General features: G+C 38.2%; 16 protein-coding genes and 1 other annotated feature. All 16 genes read left to right on the top strand.

Annotated elements, in window-relative coordinates:
* The first annotated feature begins 39 nt into the window (after window positions 1-39).
* Window positions 40-1,488, top strand: a complete 1,449-nt coding sequence (locus MHB39_RS16245) for an S-layer homology domain-containing protein (RefSeq protein ID WP_258859788.1) — start codon at window positions 40-42, stop codon at window positions 1,486-1,488.
* Window positions 1,489-1,506: 18 nt separating this feature from the next.
* Window positions 1,507-4,434 carry a VWA domain-containing protein gene (locus MHB39_RS16240; protein WP_342544553.1) on the top strand — a complete coding sequence of 976 codons (2,928 nt, stop codon included), beginning with the start codon at window positions 1,507-1,509 and terminating at the stop codon, window positions 4,432-4,434.
* A gap of 196 nt (window positions 4,435-4,630) precedes the next feature.
* Window positions 4,631-5,995 (top strand): glutamyl-tRNA reductase, encoded by a 1,365-nt coding sequence (gene hemA, locus MHB39_RS16235; protein ID WP_036075782.1) that lies wholly within the window; start codon window positions 4,631-4,633, stop codon window positions 5,993-5,995.
* A gap of 182 nt (window positions 5,996-6,177) precedes the next feature.
* Entirely contained in the window at window positions 6,178-7,005 is an 828-nt protein-coding gene (gene ccsA / locus MHB39_RS16230; protein ID WP_016991874.1) for a cytochrome c biogenesis protein CcsA, read from the top strand.
* A gap of 18 nt (window positions 7,006-7,023) precedes the next feature.
* Window positions 7,024-7,956 carry a hydroxymethylbilane synthase gene (hemC, locus tag MHB39_RS16225; protein ID WP_016991875.1) on the top strand — a complete coding sequence of 311 codons (933 nt, stop codon included), beginning with the start codon at window positions 7,024-7,026 and terminating at the stop codon, window positions 7,954-7,956.
* Entirely contained in the window at window positions 7,946-8,707 is a 762-nt protein-coding gene (locus MHB39_RS16220; protein WP_342544552.1) for a uroporphyrinogen-III synthase, read from the top strand. The genes hemC and MHB39_RS16220 overlap by 11 nt, the downstream gene beginning before the upstream one ends.
* Window positions 8,704-9,684, top strand: a complete 981-nt coding sequence (hemB, locus tag MHB39_RS16215) for a porphobilinogen synthase (protein ID WP_016991877.1) — start codon at window positions 8,704-8,706, stop codon at window positions 9,682-9,684. The genes MHB39_RS16220 and hemB overlap by 4 nt, the downstream gene beginning before the upstream one ends.
* Window positions 9,685-10,977: a glutamate-1-semialdehyde 2,1-aminomutase gene (gene hemL / locus MHB39_RS16210; RefSeq protein WP_036075785.1), complete on the top strand. Its 1,293-nt coding sequence runs from the start codon at window positions 9,685-9,687 to the stop codon at window positions 10,975-10,977.
* 304 nt (window positions 10,978-11,281) lie between these two features.
* The gene (locus MHB39_RS16205; protein WP_016991879.1) at window positions 11,282-11,728 is read left to right on the top strand and encodes an SRPBCC family protein; all 447 of its coding nucleotides are present in this window, start codon (window positions 11,282-11,284) and stop codon (window positions 11,726-11,728) included.
* An 80-nt stretch (window positions 11,729-11,808) separates the two neighbouring features.
* The gene (locus MHB39_RS16200; RefSeq protein ID WP_312124308.1) at window positions 11,809-12,573 is read left to right on the top strand and encodes a valyl-tRNA synthetase; all 765 of its coding nucleotides are present in this window, start codon (window positions 11,809-11,811) and stop codon (window positions 12,571-12,573) included.
* A gap of 273 nt (window positions 12,574-12,846) precedes the next feature.
* Window positions 12,847-13,105, top strand: a binding site (T-box leader).
* Between the two features lie 80 nt (window positions 13,106-13,185).
* Window positions 13,186-15,831 (top strand): valine--tRNA ligase, encoded by a 2,646-nt coding sequence (locus MHB39_RS16195; protein WP_342544548.1) that lies wholly within the window; start codon window positions 13,186-13,188, stop codon window positions 15,829-15,831.
* 255 nt (window positions 15,832-16,086) lie between these two features.
* A complete protein-coding gene (locus MHB39_RS16190) occupies window positions 16,087-16,485 on the top strand; it encodes a hypothetical protein (RefSeq protein ID WP_016991882.1) in 399 nt (132 codons plus the stop codon).
* Between the two features lie 134 nt (window positions 16,486-16,619).
* Window positions 16,620-17,900: a folylpolyglutamate synthase/dihydrofolate synthase family protein gene (locus tag MHB39_RS16185; RefSeq protein WP_342546928.1), complete on the top strand. Its 1,281-nt coding sequence runs from the start codon at window positions 16,620-16,622 to the stop codon at window positions 17,898-17,900.
* Window positions 17,897-19,147, top strand: coding sequence for a folylpolyglutamate synthase/dihydrofolate synthase family protein (locus tag MHB39_RS16180; protein WP_342544546.1), 1,251 nt, complete (start codon window positions 17,897-17,899; stop codon window positions 19,145-19,147). The genes MHB39_RS16185 and MHB39_RS16180 overlap by 4 nt, the downstream gene beginning before the upstream one ends.
* A gap of 166 nt (window positions 19,148-19,313) precedes the next feature.
* Window positions 19,314-19,958 (top strand): hypothetical protein, encoded by a 645-nt coding sequence (locus MHB39_RS16175; protein WP_333004857.1) that lies wholly within the window; start codon window positions 19,314-19,316, stop codon window positions 19,956-19,958.
* A 98-nt stretch (window positions 19,959-20,056) separates the two neighbouring features.
* Window positions 20,057-20,650 carry a Maf family protein gene (locus MHB39_RS16170; protein WP_036075793.1) on the top strand — a complete coding sequence of 198 codons (594 nt, stop codon included), beginning with the start codon at window positions 20,057-20,059 and terminating at the stop codon, window positions 20,648-20,650.
* The last annotated feature ends 2 nt before the right edge of the window (window positions 20,651-20,652 follow it).

Here is a 20,652-nt window from a genome sequence, read left to right as displayed (position 1 = left end):
TTATGCACGCAAATGCACAGTGAAAGAGAGGAAAAGCGAATGCAAAAAAAATTATCTAAAGTAATGCTTCTAGTTCTGACTATTTTTTTGATTGGAACTACTATTCCGTTCAATGCATCAGCTGCTTCATTAGAAACAACGGGTGCTGTAAAAAACGAGTATACATATGAAGAAGCCGTGTTCCTGTCTGGGACACCTGTTATTTTTAAAGGGACAAGTAAAGATATTAAAATTGCACAAAAAGAATCAAAAGGTAAATTAACTGAAACGTATAACATGAAGTTAACTGCAAGCAATGGCGCTACATTGACAAGAAATATTGCCTATGAATCAGATGTAGTGGATTATGCAGTTCTTGGTCAAAAAACATCCAATGGTGAAGTAAAGAAATACACTGAAAAAATTACAATCGGTGCCATTACTTATACGTTAGTCGATTATCAATTTTCACAAGGAACTGTTACTGATAATCGTGCAGCCTCTGATTATTACTCAGGAAATATTATTTCTAGAAAAACCTATGCCTTTGAAACAGGAAAAGGAAAAAATGCTGTTCAAAACACAGTAACAATTGAAACAGATAGCCGACATGCAGGCTATGAGAACTTCTGGGGTGCGACTGAAACTCAAATCACGGAGTCTGTTTATTCCTATAGTGATGGTAAAACAAGTCATGTGAAAAATCGTTTATCTACAAGTAAGTCACGTGTTTTAAATTATGAGGAAAATCTCGGTAGCTTAGGAAGTTTTGAAGGTGGATATGCAGTTGTAAGTGAAAAGGATGTTATTTCTGAATATACATACGACCTATCTTCAGGACAAAAAGGTACACTTGATTTAGATACAGAGTACATGCCAACAATTGAACGTCTTATCATTCCTAAATTCAGAGATTTAACAACCCATTACGCGAAAGAAGCAATTGAAAAACTTTATTCTCTAGGTATTTACTCAGATTCAAGTAACTTCTTTTCTCCTAATACACCAATGAAGCGTATTGATTTTACGACGGCTATTGGTAAAGCAGTTGATTTACGTGTGTTTGAAGAAAAGAAATCAAAAAAGACACCTACTACAAGTGTTTTTAAAGACTTGAAGCGTTCTATCAAGGATTACGGCTATATTGAATCAGCGTTAAATAAAGGGATAATTAAAGGTGTATCAGCTGATTACTTTAAGCCAGATAATGCGATTAATCGAGCACAGGCTGCAACTATCTTTGTTCGTGCTCTAGGACTTGAAAATAGAGCCCCTGATCCTGGCTACTTAACTAAATTTACAGATGACAATCAGATTCCAAATTATGCACGAGATGGCATCTATATTGCAAATGAGCTTGGCCTAATGATTGGTGATTCTGCTGGTCGTTTTAATCCAAATAAACCGCTAACGCGTGCGGAGGCGTCAGTTGTTCTAGAACGATTCTTGAAATATTTAGAGGATGACTTAAAACAAAACTATCGTGATGACATATTGTTCTTTAACTAAAGAAAGGATGGAACAAAAATGACCTATGTAAAAAAAGCATTGCTTGCTATGCTTTGCTTCATGCTTCTACTGATGACAGCGACACCTACTGTCACGCAAGCAGCTACAACAATTAGAGATGTTCCAACAAATAGCAATAATTATAAAGCTATTTCCTGGGCGGTCGATAATGATCTCATGTCCTTAAATAGCGCAAATAATTTTTTACCAAATGATCAAGTGACAGATCGCGATCTTGTACTAATGTTTGCCAAGCTAGATCGTAACTATGCGTTATCTTATGTTGATAGTGTTGCTTATAATTTCTATAGTGATTTTTATTTACCATTTAACGGTACACATGTGAATACGAATCGAACAAAAGCTGTAACACGTGGCCAATTTGCCCGAATTTACGCTGCTTTTAAAGGCTTAGATTTAGATGAGCCACAGGCAGTGCAATATTTATATTCAAATGATTTATCTACAAGTTCTACAGACAAAAAGACATTTGCTAGCTTCAATCCATCTACAAAATTAACACGTGGTGATGTTGCTGTATTTTTATATCGTGCTGTTCAAAATAGCACTTTCGCAGTACAAGGATTAAAACGTAGTCCAGCTGGTCGTGATAATGATAGCATTACGTTACCTCCTGGTTTTATGGGTTCAAGTAGTGCTGATTTTGAAGAGCCAAAGGATAATTCCAATGATTTTACTGGACCCAATAATGTGAATAATGCATTGCAAAGTATTGTGGTGGAAAAGCCTGATTTAATTGCAAATAACGTTGATACAACACTTGTTACGGTGTCTTTAAAGGCTTGTAATGGTGACCCTATCGCAGATGATAAATCCTATTCATTCCGCGTGAAAGCATCCTACGGAAATATTGTTGATACTGCAGGTGAAGCAGTTGATATTGTTCAATCGGATGGTTCAACTGTATCCGCTATCGTTGTAGCACCAAAATTAACTAAATCAGTACGTGATACCATTACTTTTGAGCTAATTAATAATACAGACCCAGCAATGAAGTGTCTTGTTGGAGAGAAGCTAAATGCAGAAGTACGTTATGCACCACAGCCTGAATTGCGTATTGATTACCAAGTATACGACCCAGGAAATACAGATGATAATGGCAGTGTGATACCTGAATTTCCGAAAAGTGAAGATATTCCAGAGTTCTTTACGCAAAACTTAATTGATGTCTATCGCCCAGTTCCTTTAGACCCCAATTCAGATAAAAAATTATTTAGTATTGGGCAGCAAACAAATGTGAAGGACGTTTTAGGGAATGTGCAAAACATCTATTTACGTTACGGTGGATCTGATCCTAAATATCCGGCTTTAGGTTATGAAAATGCTATTCTACAATTTGAAAACTATGATATTTCTGTTCACTTATTTGAGGAACTTTTAAAGACGCGTTTCCAAAACTCTGTTACAACTAAAGATAATACAGCTATAACGGAAATCATGTATATGATTGCTGACGATGGTCGTCCTATTTATCGCGTTCAAGGCATTGATGATGATATTGCCTCACAGGTAGAAAACATTAATCCAGTCGGCGCTATTATTCAACTTATGAAAAAGATGCCAGACGAAAAGGATTTAACATTAGAGCATTATGATAGTGTTATGAAGATTTATACGATCTTCACAAACTTAAGTAACTATGACCGTACAGTATTATTAAAATATCAAGGCGGTAAATTACTTGGGCAAGTAGAGGCCTATAAAAAACGAGTAGAGGCATTAAAGGAAAGTGCCGATGCGGCATCAAGACCATCAGGAAAAGATCGTTATACAAAAGTGATGGTGACTTTAGTGCGCCCAGGTGGAGAGCCTATTACGGATTATCAAGGGACAGTCAAAATTAAGTATGATGGAGTGGAAAAAACAGCTTCATTCATTACGAACACTTCAGACCCATTGAATAATACAGGGAATCCAGGTACTGCCGTAGCCTACTTTGATTCAATTATTTATGGAAAATCTAAAGTGGAAGCAATACTTGTCAATCCAATAGACCCACGCTACGCAACATCCTTGAAGGGTTTAAAAGATAAAACAGTAACGAAAGACATTTTTGCTAATCCATACTTCAGTAAAAATTCTTGTTCTTTAGCAACAGAAATTGCCTATGTAGTGGATTATTCCTCTTCCATGAAGGCCGTTGATCCAACAAATTATCGTGGAAAGAAAATGATTGAACTAATCAATCAATTAAAGGCTAAAAATAACATAGTCATTGAAACGAATACAAAAGCAACGGTGCTTGGAGAAGGTACAACAGAAAATGTGCTAAAAAAAGATCTTTATAAAGCATCAAAAGAGAAGGGTGCAACTGATATTTTTGCAGGCATTGATATTGCTTTAACAAAATTCTCGAATGATTCGAAAACATCCAAAGCGATTGTCGTTGTATCTGATGGTAAAACAAGTAAATCAAAAATGACAAAAGTTATAAATGAAGCGAAAAAGCAAGGTGTCAAAGTATACACAGTAAGTATGGGCAAGAAATCACAAGTAAATGACGCCACTTTAATGCAATTATCTTCAGAAACAGGCGGAACGTACTTCCATGCGATTGATAATTTACAATTGCATCAAGTCTTCCTGAAGCTAATTGATACAATTTTATGTAAAACGTCAGCTTCAAGCTGTATCAATCCGGAAGATTTATTTGAAGAAACAAGTGTTTCACTACGAAAAGGTTATATTACAATGAGCGCTCGTGTTGATAGTAACTGCCCAAATGTTGCAAAGATGAATGTACGTTTTAATTCCATCAGTGGAGATGTCCAATTTGATTTGCAAAAGCGTAGTGATCAAGTTTATATGTTAACGAAAACTGTTCAAACTATGCAGGACTTTAAAGTCAATGATGAGATTGAGTTTATTGCATACGATAAAGATGGAAATATAATTGCAATAAAGACTGTTACAATAACAAATTAATGAGAAAACTGCCTCCGATTGTGGGGCAGTTTTTTAATTTGAAACAACACGTATAATTTGTTACACTTAGTTTATAATAATTCTAATGTAGATGACGAATTGCAGTTCTTCATGACATGTTCACAAATTATTGATGAACTATTGTCGAACTGTGCTATAATGAGATTTGTGAATTAGAACGTGTGAGGTGTTATTCATGCATACCATCGTAGTAGGCTTGAATTATAAAACAGCGCCTGTTGAAATACGTGAGAAGTTATCATTCATTGAGAGTGAACTGCCACAAGCAATGGAAGCGCTGCAAAAGCAAAAAAGTATATTAGAAAACGTAATTGTTTCGACATGTAATCGTACAGAAATATATGCTGTTGTGGATCAATTGCATACTGGACGTCATTTTGTGAAACAATTTTTAGCCAACTGGTTTGATTTGCCTGTGGAGACATTTTCTTCATATTTAACGATTCGTGAAGAGGATGAGGCAATCGAACATTTATTTAAAGTGACAGCTGGAATCGATTCAATGGTTCTAGGTGAAACACAAATTTTAGGGCAAGTAAAAAAAAGCTTTTTAAGTGGACAAGAGATTGGCACAACAGGAACGGTATACAATCAGCTATTTAAACAAGCAGTAACATTTGCAAAGCGTGCTCATAATGAAACAGCAATCGGTGAGAATGCGGTATCTGTTTCCTATGCTGCCGTAGAATTAGCAAAGAAAATTTTTGGCTCATTACAACGCAAGCATGTAGCTATTTTAGGTGCAGGGAAAATGGGGGAACTTGCGATTGAAAACCTTTACGGTAGTGGTGTAGGGAAAGTTACTGTCATCAACCGTACATTTGAAAAAGCAGAAAGCTTAGCGGCTAAATTCCATGGTGAAGCTAAATCAATGAAGGAATTACAATGTTCTTTGCTAGAAGCGGACATTTTAATTACTTCAACAGGTGCAACAGATTATGTTATTGATTACGAGCTAATGCAATTCGTGGAACGTTTACGAAAAGGAAAACCATTATTCATGGTAGATATAGCGGTTCCTCGTGATATTGATCCACGAGTTGGCGACCTATCAAATGTTTTTCTATATGATATCGATGATTTACAAGGTATTGTCGAAGCGAATTTAGCAGAGCGTGAACGTGCTGCTGCTGATATTACTGATATGATTGGCAAAGAAGTTGTGCAATTTAAAGACTGGGTAGCAACGCTTGGGGTAGTGCCAGTCATCTCAGCATTACGTAAAAAAGCAAATCGTATCCAAGAAGAGACAATGACAAGTATCGAAAATAAAATGCCTGATTTAACGGAACGTGAACGTAAAATTTTAAGTAAACATACAAAATCTATTATCAATCAATTGTTAAAAGAGCCAATCTTGCAAGCTAAAGAAATGGCTAATTCTCCAAAAGCAAATGAACAGTTACGTTTATTCCAACAAATTTTTGGTATAGAGGATGCTGTGGAAGCTGAAGTTCATGAGATGACAAAGCAAGAGCTTGAGCGCAAAGAACGCTCACAGGTATCTCAGACTTCTACTGAACCAAAGTACTCTTTCTAAATTATCTATTGCGCTCATATAGATAGCCATGGTTGTACAGAGGTATTGTGCGCAATTGGATTTTCTACTGATATTACACGAGGCGTTTTCGTATCTGTATGGTAAACTAAGGATACGAAAACGTTTTTTTGTTTTCTATATTAGAATAGTTTATTAATTTCACGACAAAGAAGGGATGTCTATTGGCTGATTTGACCATGACGAGGCTCTATGAAGTGATGATCGTCTTGTATGCGATCAGTCTAGTTTTTTACTTTACTGATTATTTTTATAAGCAAGTACGTGCAAGGCGCATTGCTTTTTGGCTTGTTTCATTTGTATGGATGATTCAAAGTGCCATTATCATTTTAACGTTTGTGGAAACGAAGCGTTTTCCGATTTTATCCTTGTCTGAGGGAATACTTTTTTATTCCTGGTTACTCGTGACGTTATCCATTATCCTTCATTGCATAGCAAGGGTGGATTTACCTGTGTTTATTATTAATATACTAGGATTTTTGTTCGCTAGTATATTTACTTTTATGCCGAAACGTCCTACAGGAGCTGTCGGGGATACTTTAATTTCGGAGTTGCTTTTTATTCATATATCATTTGCAATACTGTCTTATGCAGCATTTACTTTAACATTTGTGTTTGCCATTTTGTATCTCGTGCTATATCGTTTGCTGAAAAAGAAAAAATGGTCGCATTTATGGACTAGGTTGCCTTCCTTGCAGCAGACAAGTAGCTGGATGAATATTTCTTTTTTTATTGGGATTCCGATGTTATTTATAAGTTTAATATTAGGCTTTGAATGGGCATTATTAACATTAGAGAGTCTTTCGATTTTCGATGCGAAAATCATAGGGTCCTTCATTATTTTAATTTTGTATTGTTTTATCTTATATGTGAATCGCAAAAGCAAGCTGACAGGTACAACTTATGCATGGGTACATATTTATGCCTATCTATTAGTTGTTGTGAACTTCTTCCTAGGAAGTAGTTTATCGCGATTCCATTTATGGTATTAGAAGAAAGGTTGGAGACTGTTGAGAAAAATTATTGTAGGTTCTAGGAGAAGTAAGCTAGCGCTAACGCAAACAAATTGGTTTATTAATGAATTAAAAGCGGCTGGTGTACCATTCGAATTTGAAGTAAAAGAGATTGTAACCAAAGGTGACCAAATTTTAGATGTTCAGCTTTCAAAAGTAGGTGGGAAAGGGTTGTTTGTGAAAGAAATTGAACAAGCCCTTTACGATAAAGAAATTGACTTTGCTGTTCATTCTATGAAAGATATGCCTGCTGTATTGCCAGATGGGCTAGTGATTGGTTGTATTCCACCACGTGAAGATGCGCGTGACGCATTTATTTCGAAAGGGCATGTTAAATTTGCTGACCTTCCTGCAGGAGCAGTCGTTGGTACAAGTTCTTTACGTCGTAGTGCACAGCTTTTAACAGTACGTCCTGACATCGAAATTAAATGGATTCGTGGAAATGTTGACACACGTTTAGCGAAGCTTGAAACAGAAGAATACGATGCTATTATTTTAGCTGCAGCTGGTTTGAAACGCCTTGGTTGGAGTGATGATGTAGTCACTGAATTTTTACCTGTAGAACATTGTCTGCCAGCTGTAGCACAAGGCTCTCTAGGCATCGAATGTCGTGCCGATGATGCGGAGCTTTTAGCCGAATTAGGTAAGCTGACTGATTCATTTACATGGCAAGAAGCACATGCAGAACGTGCATTTTTGGCAGCAATGGATGGTGGTTGTCAAGTACCAATCGCAGGGTATGCTACTTCAAATGGGGAAGAAATTACATTAACAGGCCTTGTTGCTGCTCCAGACGCATCTGTTGTATATAAGGAAACAGTAGTTGGCACAGATGCACAAAAAATTGGAGAAGAGCTAGCTGCAATTTTAACAGAACAAGGTGCTTTCGATTTAATTCAGCGTGTAAAGGCAGAGCAAGATGCCAAGTAATTTACCTCTAAAGGGTAAAACCATACTTTTAACAGGCACATCTAAGACAACAACCATTGTCGAAAACATAACATCTTTAGGTGGCCATGCCATCATAGCCCCATTAATTGAAACTTGCGAACGATTAGATAGTAAGGATGCTGAACTATTGAATCACGCGAAGCAATATGATTGGTTGATTTTTACTAGTCAAAATGCTGTAGAAGCTTTTGCTAGTAAAATGCTTCGACATCAATTGAATGCGGATCACTTCCAAGGAAAAATAGCTTCCATTGGCACAAAAACAACGACAGCATTAGAAAATTTAGGATTTCAAGTAAGCTTTATGCCTTCCGTATTTAGTGCTGATATTTTCGTTAAAGAATTTCCAAGCGTAGCGGGTAATCATCCGAGATGTCTGTTTATTCGAGGCGAAAAGGCGAAAAGTACGCTGAAGGATGGACTGCCTTTTAAGTTAAAAGAATGGACAGTCTATGAAACAATAGAACGACATGATCAAACATCTGTTATTGTCAATTGCATCCAGCAACATCAAAATGTCACAGTGATTTTTGCTAGTCCTTCAGCAGTTGACGTGTATGCAAGGGATGTTGTGCCACATATCGGCTGGCATGCAGCTCGCATTGCAGCCATCGGCCATATTACGGAAGCGGCTCTTGAACAATACGGTGCTACTGTGGATATTATGCCAAGTGTTTATACAATGCAAGCAGTCATCGAAGAAATTATGAAAGTAGGGGACAAATCATGACAAAACTACAATTTCAAAGACATCGTCGTTTGCGTGCCAATGCAACGATGCGATCAATGGTAAAAGAAACATACTTACATAAAGAGGACCTGATCTATCCTATTTTTGTAATAGAAGGCGAAAATATTAAAAATGAAGTACAGTCAATGCCTGGCGTTTTTCAATTTTCATTGGATAATCTAGAGGCAGAGGTGGATGAGGTTGTAGCTTTAGGTATTCCTGCGGTTATTTTATTTGGCTTGCCAGCTGAAAAGGATGCGGTTGGAACAGGTGCATTTCATGATCATGGGATTGTGCAGGAAGCAACTCGACTCATTAAAACACGTCATCCTGAGTTATTAGTCATCGCGGATACATGCTTATGTGAATTTACGGATCATGGACATTGTGGCTTAATTGAGGGCGATCAAATTTTGAATGATCCTTCATTAGATGTTTTAGCCCGCACGGCGATATCACAAGCAAAAGCTGGTGCTGATATTATTGCTCCTTCTAATATGATGGACGGCTTTGTAACGGCAATTCGTGCTGGTCTAGACGAAGCTGGTTTTGAACATATTCCGATTATGTCCTATGCAGTCAAATATGCATCCAGTTACTATGGACCTTTCCGTGACGCTGCAGATGGCGCTCCACAATTTGGTGATCGTAAATCCTACCAAATGGATCCTGCAAACCGTCTAGAGGCATTCCGTGAGGCAGAGTCAGATATTGAAGAGGGCGCAGATTTCTTAATTGTCAAACCTGCTCTTAGCTATTTAGATATTATTCGAGATATGAAAAATAACTACCCATTACCGCTTGTTGCGTATAATGTTTCAGGTGAATATGCAATGATTAAAGCGGCTGCTATAAATGGTTGGATTGAAGAGAAAAAAGTTGTGCTTGAAACATTATTAGGTATGAAACGTGCAGGCTCTGATTTAATCATTACGTATCATGCAAAAGATGTTGCACGTTGGTTGGAGGAGAAATAAATGACACGTTCTTACGAAAAATCAAAACAAGCCTATGCTGAAGCTGTTCAATTAATGCCGGGGGGTGTAAGTAGCCCAGTACGTGCATTCAAATCAGTAAATATGGACCCGATTTTCATGGAATCTGGTCATGGGGCAATCATTAAAGACATTGATGGCAATGAATATATTGATTATGTATTGTCGTGGGGTCCGCTAATTTTAGGACATACACATCCAGAGGTAGTGAAAGCAATTGCAGATACAGCTGCGAAGGGTTCTTCCTTCGGTGCTCCAAGCTATACAGAAAATCGCTTAGCCCAATTAGTATTAGACCGTCTACCAGGAATGGAAATGATCCGCTTTGTTTCTTCAGGAACAGAGGCTACTATGTCTGCATTACGTGTAGCACGTGGTGTTACAGGGCGTGATAAGATTTTAAAGTTTGAAGGGTCTTATCATGGTCACGGTGACTCTTTATTAATTAAAGCCGGTTCTGGTGTTGCCACATTAGGCCTTCCTGATAGCCCTGGTGTACCTGCAGATATCGCACGGAATACGTTGACAGTTGCCTATAATGATTTAGAAGGGGCAAAAGTGATTTTCGAGAAATTTGGCGCAGAGTTAGCTGCAGTCATTGTGGAGCCAGTCGCAGGAAATATGGGGGTTGTTCCACCACAGCCCGGTTTCCTAGAAGGCTTACGTGCGCTTACTTCAGAGCACGGTGCATTATTAATCTTTGACGAAGTTATGACAGGTTTCCGCGTAGATTATGGCTGTGCACAAGGGTATTTTGGGGTAACACCAGATATGACTACTTTAGGTAAAGTAATCGGAGGGGGTCTCCCTGTAGGTGCGTTCGCTGGGAAAAAAGAAATTATGGAGCAAGTAGCCCCTGCTGGACCAATTTATCAAGCAGGAACATTATCGGGGAATCCACTAGCGATGACAGCCGGTTATGAAACGTTATCCCGTTTAGACCATGGTACGTATGATTACTTCAAAAAATTAGGAGATCAGCTTGAGGCTGGTTTCCGTGAAGCAGCAACAAAATATAATATCCCGCACACTGTCAATCGTGCAGGCTCTATGATTGGCTTCTTCTTTACAAATGAAAATGTCATTGATTTTGCTTCTGCTAAAACATCTGATTTACAATTATTCGCTGAATACTTCCGTCTAATGGCAGAGGAAGGTGTTTTCTTACCTCCTTCTCAATTTGAAGGACTATTCATCTCAACAGCCCATACGGAAGAGCATATTGCGAAAACAGTGGCTGCATTCCATAAAGTATTTGCGCAATTAGCCAAATAAAATTTGATAGAGCATGCTAGAATTATTTCTAGCATGCTCTCATATTTTTGAAAAACAAAGCCCTTCGCCCGTCAAACTTGCTTTTTCTACCGTTGTACTTTTTTAATGGATCAAGCAGAAAGCATTATAGTGCTAGAGAAATGTAAGGACAAAAAGAGAGAATAGCATATATTTACTAGTAAACAAGATCTTCTATACTGGATGAAGGACCTGCTTTTGTCAAAATTACATCTTTCAGCATAGCCAAATTGTGGGCGATATCGTTTATAATATAGCTATTCATAAAAGAAAGTAGTGAATTGATATGGCAACAGGCACACACACGGTCGAAGTTCCTGTAGGGATTGAGCATGTATGGGATTTCGTTAGTGATATGGAAAAATGGGCAAAGCTTGTCCCAGGTTATAATGCACATGAAATGATTGATGAAAAACACTCCACTTGGACTTTTAAAGGCAATGTTGGCGTTTTGAAAAAAACAGTTGAAGTAGAAATTACAATCTTAGAATGGTTAGCACCATCAAAAGTTACATTCGAATTAAAGGGGCTTTCTGATAACTTCACAGGAAATGGCTATTTCCTCGCAGAAAGTATTGATCCTGAAAATACAAAAATGACAGGATTCTTAGAAGTCGTTGCGGGCGGGTTAGCTGGCCCTGTTTTAAATCCTATTTTCAAACCGATTGTACCAAAAGCAACGCAAATGCTAACAGATCGTGTAGCGAATAAAATTAAATTAGTAAATGTTTAAAGATATGAACATTCATGAAACTGGCATGCTAGAATATTGCTTCTAGCATGCCAGTTTTTTAGTAGTATCTATTTTTAAATGTGTTCAAATGGCAACACCCTAGCATACTCTCCTTTAAATCGTCATATGATGCAAAGGGAGGGATTATTATCGAACACAAAACTTGGAATATGCGCGAAGCATTTTGTTTTCCTGGATATGGCTGCCCAACTGAAATAGCAGCTGTACAAATTAAGCCACAATGGCAGGCAATGCAATTAGAAGATTCTTTGCGACTTATGGGCATCTATCATATCACCGCACACGTTCGCTTTGATTTTCAAGATATGCAAGCATTTGCAGAAAATGAAGATTTAATTACAATTGATGCTCTAGACATCCAAGGAGATACTGGTTATTTTGAGTATGCTGTACCTTTACATGTGGATTTACCAAAGGAATCCGATGTCAAAGATTTAATGGTCAAGGATATTCGCCCTAGTCTAACAAATCAGATGTGTCAGCTTGAGTGGACCGTTACAAGTGTTTTTAATGAATATGAACCTGTTGATGAAAAAGCTGTGTTAGACAATCCGCACCTATCAACACATGCTTTCGAACAAGAGGAAACAATGGCCGTAATCGAAGAAAGTGTTCAAGTGAAACAACCTGCCGCAGTAGCAGCAGCTTCACGCCAAGAGAATTCTACAACAGTTGACCAAAAAGCTGTATTAAGAGAATCCTCAAGCCATATTGTTGTACGTGAATCCAGTACTTGGCATGAAGTGCCTTCTATGATTTGGGATCTAACAGAAGAATATACACCGCTGAAAGTTCGTGTTTCAAATGATATCTTTCAAAAGTAAATAGCAGAGAAGTAGCAGAAGTAATAAGAAGATTAAATCACCTGATGTTGGCACAATAATGACACGGATAAACTGAAAAGCACAAATCGGCACGATAATGGTTCTACAATAAAAACGAACTTGCCGTAGCCAAGGTGGTAAAAGCCAAGGGTTATACTTGCGTCGTCGCATTTGAATTGTCACTTCCTTTTCTATTTACTTTCCTCTTACTAAAAGATGACTAAATCACTTGAAAAATGACACGATCCTGCGGTACAATTAGGAAAATCAAATACAGATGCTATGATAGGGAAGAGTAAATTTTGTCTACATTTTCAGAGAAGAAACGGTAGCTGTGAAGTTTCTATTTGTACGGAATTGAAGGTAGCCCTTGAGCAGCTTTAGTGAACTAATAGTAGTTAAAGCCGGTTAAACACCGTTACCGAATTGAGAGCCAGTAGGGTAGGCTGAGAAAATATGTCATTGAACATTTATCTTAACCACTGCTGGAATTAAAGGTGGTACCGCGAACTAAAACTCCTTCGTCCTTTTAGACGAGAGGAGTTTTTTTATTGGGTAAAAAATGAACAGCATTTCTTTACCTACAGTTTTCAAACAATAGGAGGAGTCAATATGACAGAAAACATTTCAATGCCAACTAAGTATGACCCACAGTCCATTGAAGCTGGTCGCTATGAATGGTGGTTACAAGGGAAGTTTTTCGAGGCGCAGCCTGAAAGTGGGAAAAAGCCCTATTCAATCGTTATTCCACCACCGAACGTAACAGGTAAACTACACCTTGGCCATGCTTGGGATACAACATTACAAGATATCCTCATCCGTATGAAACGCATGCAAGGCTATGATGCCCTTTGGTTGCCAGGTATGGATCATGCAGGTATTGCAACACAGGCAAAAGTAGAAGCAAAGCTGCGTGAGGATAATATTACACGTTATGATTTAGGACGTGAAAAATTCCTTGAAAAAACATGGGAATGGAAAGAAGAGTATGCTGGACATATTCGTGATCAATGGGCAAAGCTTGGTCTTGGATTAGACTATACGCGTGAACGTTTCACGCTAGATAAAGGTCTTTCAGATGCGGTAAAAACCGTTTTTGTTCAGTTATATGAAAAAGGTTTAATTTATCGTGGTGAGCGTATTATCAACTGGGACCCAGCAGCAAAAACAGCATTATCTGATATCGAGGTAATTTATCAGGATGTGCAAGGTGCCTTCTATCATATGAAATATCCATTAGCTGATGGCTCAGGCTATGTAGAAGTTGCTACAACACGTCCTGAAACAATGCTTGGTGACTCTGGGGTAGCTGTTCACCCGAACGATGAGCGTTACCAGCATTTAATTGGTAAAACCGTTATTTTACCGATTGTAGGTCGCGAAATTCCGATTGTTGCTGATGACTACGTTGATATGGAATTTGGTACTGGGGTTGTAAAAATGACACCAGCCCATGATCCGAACGACTTTGAAGTTGGTAATCGTCACAATCTTGAGCGCATTCTAGTAATGAATGAAGACGGCACAATGAATGATCTTGCTGGCAAATATAAAGGAATGGATCGCTTCGAATGCCGCAAGCAAATTGTTGCTGATTTACAAGAAGCAGGAGTGTTAATTCGCATTGAAGAGCATATGCATTCAGTAGGACACTCTGAACGTTCTGGTGCCGTTGTTGAGCCATACCTTTCAGCACAATGGTTCGTTAAAATGCAACCACTTGCTGATGCTTCCCTAGAGCTACAAAAGGACGAAGAAGGGAAAGTAAACTTTGTTCCTGCTCGTTTTGAAAACACATATTCTCGTTGGATGGAGAATATTCGCGATTGGTGTATTTCTCGTCAATTATGGTGGGGCCATCAAATCCCAGCCTGGTACCATAATGAAACAGGCGAAATATACGTAGGTAAAGAAGCCCCAGCAGATGCAGAAAACTGGACGCAAGATGAAGATGTACTAGATACGTGGTTCTCTTCAGCGCTATGGCCGTTTTCTACTATGGGTTGGCCAGATGAAGCAAATGAAGAATATAAACGTTACTATCCAACAAATACATTAGTAACAGGCTATGATATTATTTTCTTCTGGGTTTCTCGCATGATTTTCCAAGGCCTTGAGTTTACAGAGCAACGTCCATTTAAAGATGTGCTAATTCATGGTTTAGTACGTGACGGTGAAGGGCGTAAAATGAGTAAATCACTTGGCAATGGTGTAGATCCAATGGATGTTATTGAACAATACGGTGCAGATTCATTACGCTACTTCTTAGCTACTGGTTCATCACCTGGTCAAGATTTACGCTATACAACTGAAAAAGTAGAAGCAGTATGGAACTTTGCCAATAAGATTTGGAATGCATCACGTTTTGCGCTTATGAATATGGATGGCATGACATATGATGAGATCGATTTAACTGGTGAAAAATCAGTAGCTGACAAATGGATTTTAACGCGCTTAAATGAAACGATTGAACGCGTTACCTCTCTTGCAGAGCGTTATGAATTCGGTGAAGTTGGCCGTGAATTATACAATTTCATTTGGGATGATTTCTGTTCTTGGTATATTGAAATGGCAAAATTACCTCTTTACGGTGAGGATGAAGCAGCTAAAAAGACAACTCGCTCTATTTTAGCTTACGTACTAGATCAAACAATGCGTCTATTACATCCATTTATGCCTTTCATTACAGAAGAAATTTGGCAGCATTTACCACATGGAGGTGAATCTATTACAGTGGCAGCATGGCCAACAGTACGTACAGATCTTCATTTTGCTGATGAAGCAGATAATATGAAGCTCCTAATGGATATTATACGTTCAGTACGTAATATTCGTGCGGAAGTAAATACCCCAATGAGCAAAAAAGTACCGTTGTTTATTTCAGCGAAAGATGCAGCAACAGCAGCTGTACTTGAAGAGAATCAAGCATATTTAGAAAAATTCTGTAATCCTGACACTTTAACAATTGGTGAAGGTTTAGAGGCTCCAGGACAATCAATGACGGCTGTTGTGACAGGAGCACAGGTTTTCCTACCTCTTGTTGGACTGATCAATCTAGAGGAAGAAATTGCTCGCCTTGAAAAAGAATTAGAGAAATGGGCAAAAGAAGTGAAGCTTGTTACAGGTAAGTTATCGAATGAAAAGTTTGTATCGAAAGCGCCGGAAGCGTTAGTTAACGCAGAACGTGAGAAATTAGCAGATTATGAAAGCAAGCATGCAGTTGTGTTAAAACGTTTAGAAGAATTGAAACAAATGTAAAGTTGAAGCAGTGGATGACGAAAAAGTCATCCATTGCTTTTTTTATAGATCTAAAGATATGCATTGTATTAGGAAAAAATATATAGTATTATTTAAAATAAATTAGACTAATAGATGGTGTATAGGGTTGATTTGGTAGGAAACAAAACCTAATTCCGTATTATTTAGCCGTGAAAAAAGCTTGGGAGAATGGACGGTTTTTTAGATAGACAGTCTTTTTCATTAAAAAAATAAGAGCCAATGGGGGTGTTGGGAATGTCAGGAAATATTGCAACCATTATTACAAAAGTCAACAAAGCATGTGATGAACTAGACTTTGTAAGCGCGAGAGTATTGATCGAAACGAATCTCTTAAAATTATCCGAAGCAAAGTATTATCGTTTATTGAATACAAGTGGCCGTGTCCTTATTAAGCACATATTAGCAAATAGTAATCCTCAGCAGGATAGCATTAAATTATCAAGGACTGATTTATTAACAATCCAAAAAATTAATGAGTATTGCTCAGACTTTGATATATCTATGCTAAAAAGAACGTTAAAAAACGCTTTTGAATTAGTGCAACGTCCAGATGTACATCCGTTATTAAATAGTGATGCAAAAACTATTTTAAACAATATGGGTGCTTTATTAGGTGCTCACAAGGTACACTAATATAATATTAATATGAACACGCAGTCGCTAGCTGCGTGTTTTTTGTATTTTACCATTTTGCTATGTTATTAAACGTTACTTGTACTAAAATAAAGATATTGCAGTAAGAGGGAGTGTTTATTTTGTTTCACACAATGAACGAATGTACAAAATTTATTTTTACATTAAAAGCAGTTGATCATAAACGTGCACCACTTGTCCTTATGCGTGAAGTACTAGGACATCTAGATGAGCCTCACAACAAACTAAGAGTAATCCATGTAGCAGGTTCAAACGGTAAAGGCTCTACGGTGAACGCATTAAGAGAAATGCTACAACATGCAGGCTACACAGTAGGGGCATTTACGTCTCCACATTTAGAGCGAGTCAATGAACGTATGACCATTAACGGCCGCCAAATTTCAGATGAGCAATTTCTCTACTATTTCAATAAACTTGCGAAAATTATAGAAGAACACTACAATGGCGATTTTCCAAGCTTTTTTGAGGTAGTTACATTGATTATGTTTCAATATTTTGCACATGAAGGAGTAGATATAGCACTTATTGAGACAGGGCTTGGAGGACGTTTGGATGCGACAAACGTCGTAAGGCCGCTTTTATCTATTGTTACAACGATTTCGCTAGAGCATACAGCCTTTTTAGGTGATACCTTCGCAAAGGTTGCCGCTGAAAAAGCTGGTATCATCAAAGAAGGCATTCCAGTTGTTGTAGGCGTTCAAAATGAGGAGGCATTGGCTGTTATTAAAGCTACTGCAGAGGAACGACATGCATCATGCTTTGTTTTAGGACAAGACTTCACAGTGACAAATAGTTGGCAGAGCACTGACTATCAGCACTTTACATATGAAAATGCTCATGTCTTGATGAAGGATGTACCATTAAAAATGGCTGGTCAACATCAAATAAATAATGCAAGTTTGGCCATCACAGCCATGCTAACATTACGTGAACAGGGGGCAATTGCCATTGCTGATGATTCTATTTGTCAGGGTCTACAATGTGCGCAATGGGCAGGCCGCTTCGAGCAATGGCCGAATCAAATTGTGCTAGATGGTGCTCATAATTCCGAGGGTACAGCTGCTCTTATCCAAACACTAAAAAACGTCTATCCAAGAAACAATTATCACTTTATTTATGCGGCATTAGCAGACAAGGATCATGCCAACAGTATAGAACTAATGGATGCTGTTGCTACCTCGATCACTTTTACACAAATAGACCTACCGAATGCAATGCCTGCTGAAAGCTTAGCAAAGTTGTCGACACATGCAAATAAAACATATCATCAAGAGTGGCTAAAAAGCCTTCAAACCATATTACAAGGACGCCATAAAGAGGATATTATTGTCATAACAGGCTCTTTATACTTTATAGCACAAGCTCGACAGTGGCTACAGGAGGAAGGACAATGATCCCAAACTTTGATCATTATAAAGAGAAATGGCAGGTTAAAAGTGATGATGTAATTAAACCAGGTCTTACAGCGATTGAAGAGGCTTTATCGTTAGTAGGTAATCCTGAACAAACTTTGCATGTCGTCCACTTAGCAGGTACAAATGGCAAAGGCTCTACGTTAACGTTTCTAGAGGCAATTGCACAAGAACATGGCTTACGTGTGGGCAAATTTATGTCACCCTGTATCGTAGATGTTCATGACCAAATTCAAATAGCTGGTCAACCTATTAAAGAAGCTGAAATGGATCGAGTTTTTCAACAGATGCATGAGGCTGGGCTTAGTAGTAAACTAACCGATTTTGAATTGCTGACGGTGGCGGCATTTTTACATTTTGTGAATGGCAGGGTGGATATTGCACTGATTGAAGCGGGAATGGGTGGCTTATTGGATAGCACAAATGTGGTAACACCCATTGTCTCTATTATCCCAAGTATTGCTTTAGAACACACAAAGTTTTTAGGGGATACGCTTGAAAGCATTGCACACCATAAAGCAGGTATTATTAAGCAACAACGTCCAGTTATTATTGGTGATTTGCCAGATGAGGCGATGCGTGTTGTGGATGAAGTAGCCAATCAAAAAAATGCCACGCTATTTGCATTAGGTAAGCATTTTGCCATAAAGCCGACAACTGATGGAGAAAGCTACACGAATGACGTACAGCAGTTCCAAATTGCGAACCTAACTCGTTCGATGAAGGGAGCACATCAGGGGAACAATATGGCACTCGCCATTACAGCATTTTTCGAAGTGGCGTCAGTATTAGGCGTGTCTATGGATAAAACAGCTATTCGTCAAGCTGTGCAAAAGGCCTCTATTTTGGGACGCTTTGAAGAAATAATGCCTTTCGTTATTTTGGATGGTGCACATAATCCTGCAAGTGCCGAAAAATTAGTAGAAACGATCCAGTGTGAATATCCAAATGAGCAGATAACATTTGTCATTGGCATACTAGCAGATAAAGATGTCCAGCAGATTCTCAGGCTTTTAGAGCAGGTGAGTGATGATTTTTACTTCGTTGATTTTGCTAATTCACGAGCAATGCCAGCCCATCAAATGGTCAAACTTTCTCATGCAGCATCGAAAACAACCTTGGTTGACTATGCATCCTTTATACAGGCACAATCACATAGACAGCAAAGAACCATTGTATCAGGCTCGTTATATTTATTAACAGAGGTTCGTAATAGATTAAAACAATGAAACGACTAGGACTCTTGATAGTGAGTCCTAGTTTTTTTTATAAAGGAGCCTTTATCAAAAAATAATAAATTCGCATTTACCCTTCGGAATCTACATATACTTATACCATATGAAGTTGGCAACGTTACTAGTGCATAGATAGGTGGAAGGATGAGGTGATAGTTGAATGAAAATTGTAAGTCATGTGATGAAAAAACAAATATTTCGAGCAATGATTATTGGTGGATTTGTTGGTCTATTAGGTGTAGCCATTTTTTTGGGCGTTTTACAAGCCAGTACACAGTTACCATTAAAGAAAAATGGCAGTGAAGTGGCAAATAATCAATCACAAACAGAAACGATTCCAACTGCCGGTGAGACAACCAATACATCTAATGCATCAATGTTTTATGCTAGCCAGGCTGGCGTGTATTCAAACTATGAGAGCGCTAGTTCATTTGTTGCTGAGTATCCTGCCTTAAAAGAGAGCGCGATTGTTCAAGTTGATGACAAGTTTTATGTTTGGACAAGCATGGTGACGGAGGAAAGTCAGCTCCAATTTTTACAGGACCCTGCTACCTTTAAAAAGGCATTTAGCATCAGTGGTGAAAGCTGTAAAGAGCCGACCCTTGCAGAAATCCCAACTGCTTTAGCAGATAAAAATGCAGCAAAATTAAATTTTAAGGAAAATGGCAAGGACTCAACACTACCAGAGGATTGGCAGTCCATTGGAGCAGCGGCCTCTACTATTTCCAACGATATCAACATCATTCGTCTGCATGTTTTTGCACATTATCAATCTAAAAATACGTGTCTTCAGGTGAAATTTTAACGTCAAATAATAGCGAAATCATCATTATCTTGTTTTTTTGAAAATTTTCAAATTGTCCATTCTTCTGTATCATAAGGATAAGGAGGAATGATCAGATAATGTTGAAAACAAATCATAAGCTTGTCCTTGCTTCTGCTTCCCCTAGGCGCAAGGAATTGCTAAGCATGCTAGCGCTTCCCTTTGAAGTCTTGACAAGTGAAGTGGAAGAAACAAGTGTACAAGCTAATACAATGCAGGATTATGTAAAAGAAGTAGCTTTATTGAAGACGCGTGATGTAGCCAAAAAAGCAGCTAATGCCACGATTATTGGTGCAGATACGATTGTTGTTTACAATCAAGAGCTACTACATAAACCAAAGACGCGTGAGGAAGCTATTTCTCACTTATTACGTTTGTCAAATAACAAACATAGTGTGATGACAGCCGTCGCCATAATCGAACCGAATGGAAAGGAAACGACCTTTGTGGAAGAAACCACAGTTGTTTTCCACCGCCTATCGCAGGAATTAATCGAAGCTTATGTAGATTCAGGAGATCCTTTTGATAAAGCGGGTGGTTATGGCATTCAAACGATTGGCACACTATTAGTTAAACGAATTGAAGGAGATTATAACAATGTTGTAGGTCTACCACTTGCAGCTTTGTTTTCGCAATTGGTGGATCTACAGATAGTCCAATTTGCGAAGGAGTGAAT

Origin of the sequence: Lysinibacillus sp. FSL K6-4013 (assembly GCF_038630435.1) — a bacterium.
Classification (GTDB): Bacteria; Bacillota; Bacilli; order Bacillales_A; family Planococcaceae; genus Lysinibacillus; species Lysinibacillus boronitolerans.
This window is presented reverse-complemented; position numbering and strand designations above follow the sequence as displayed.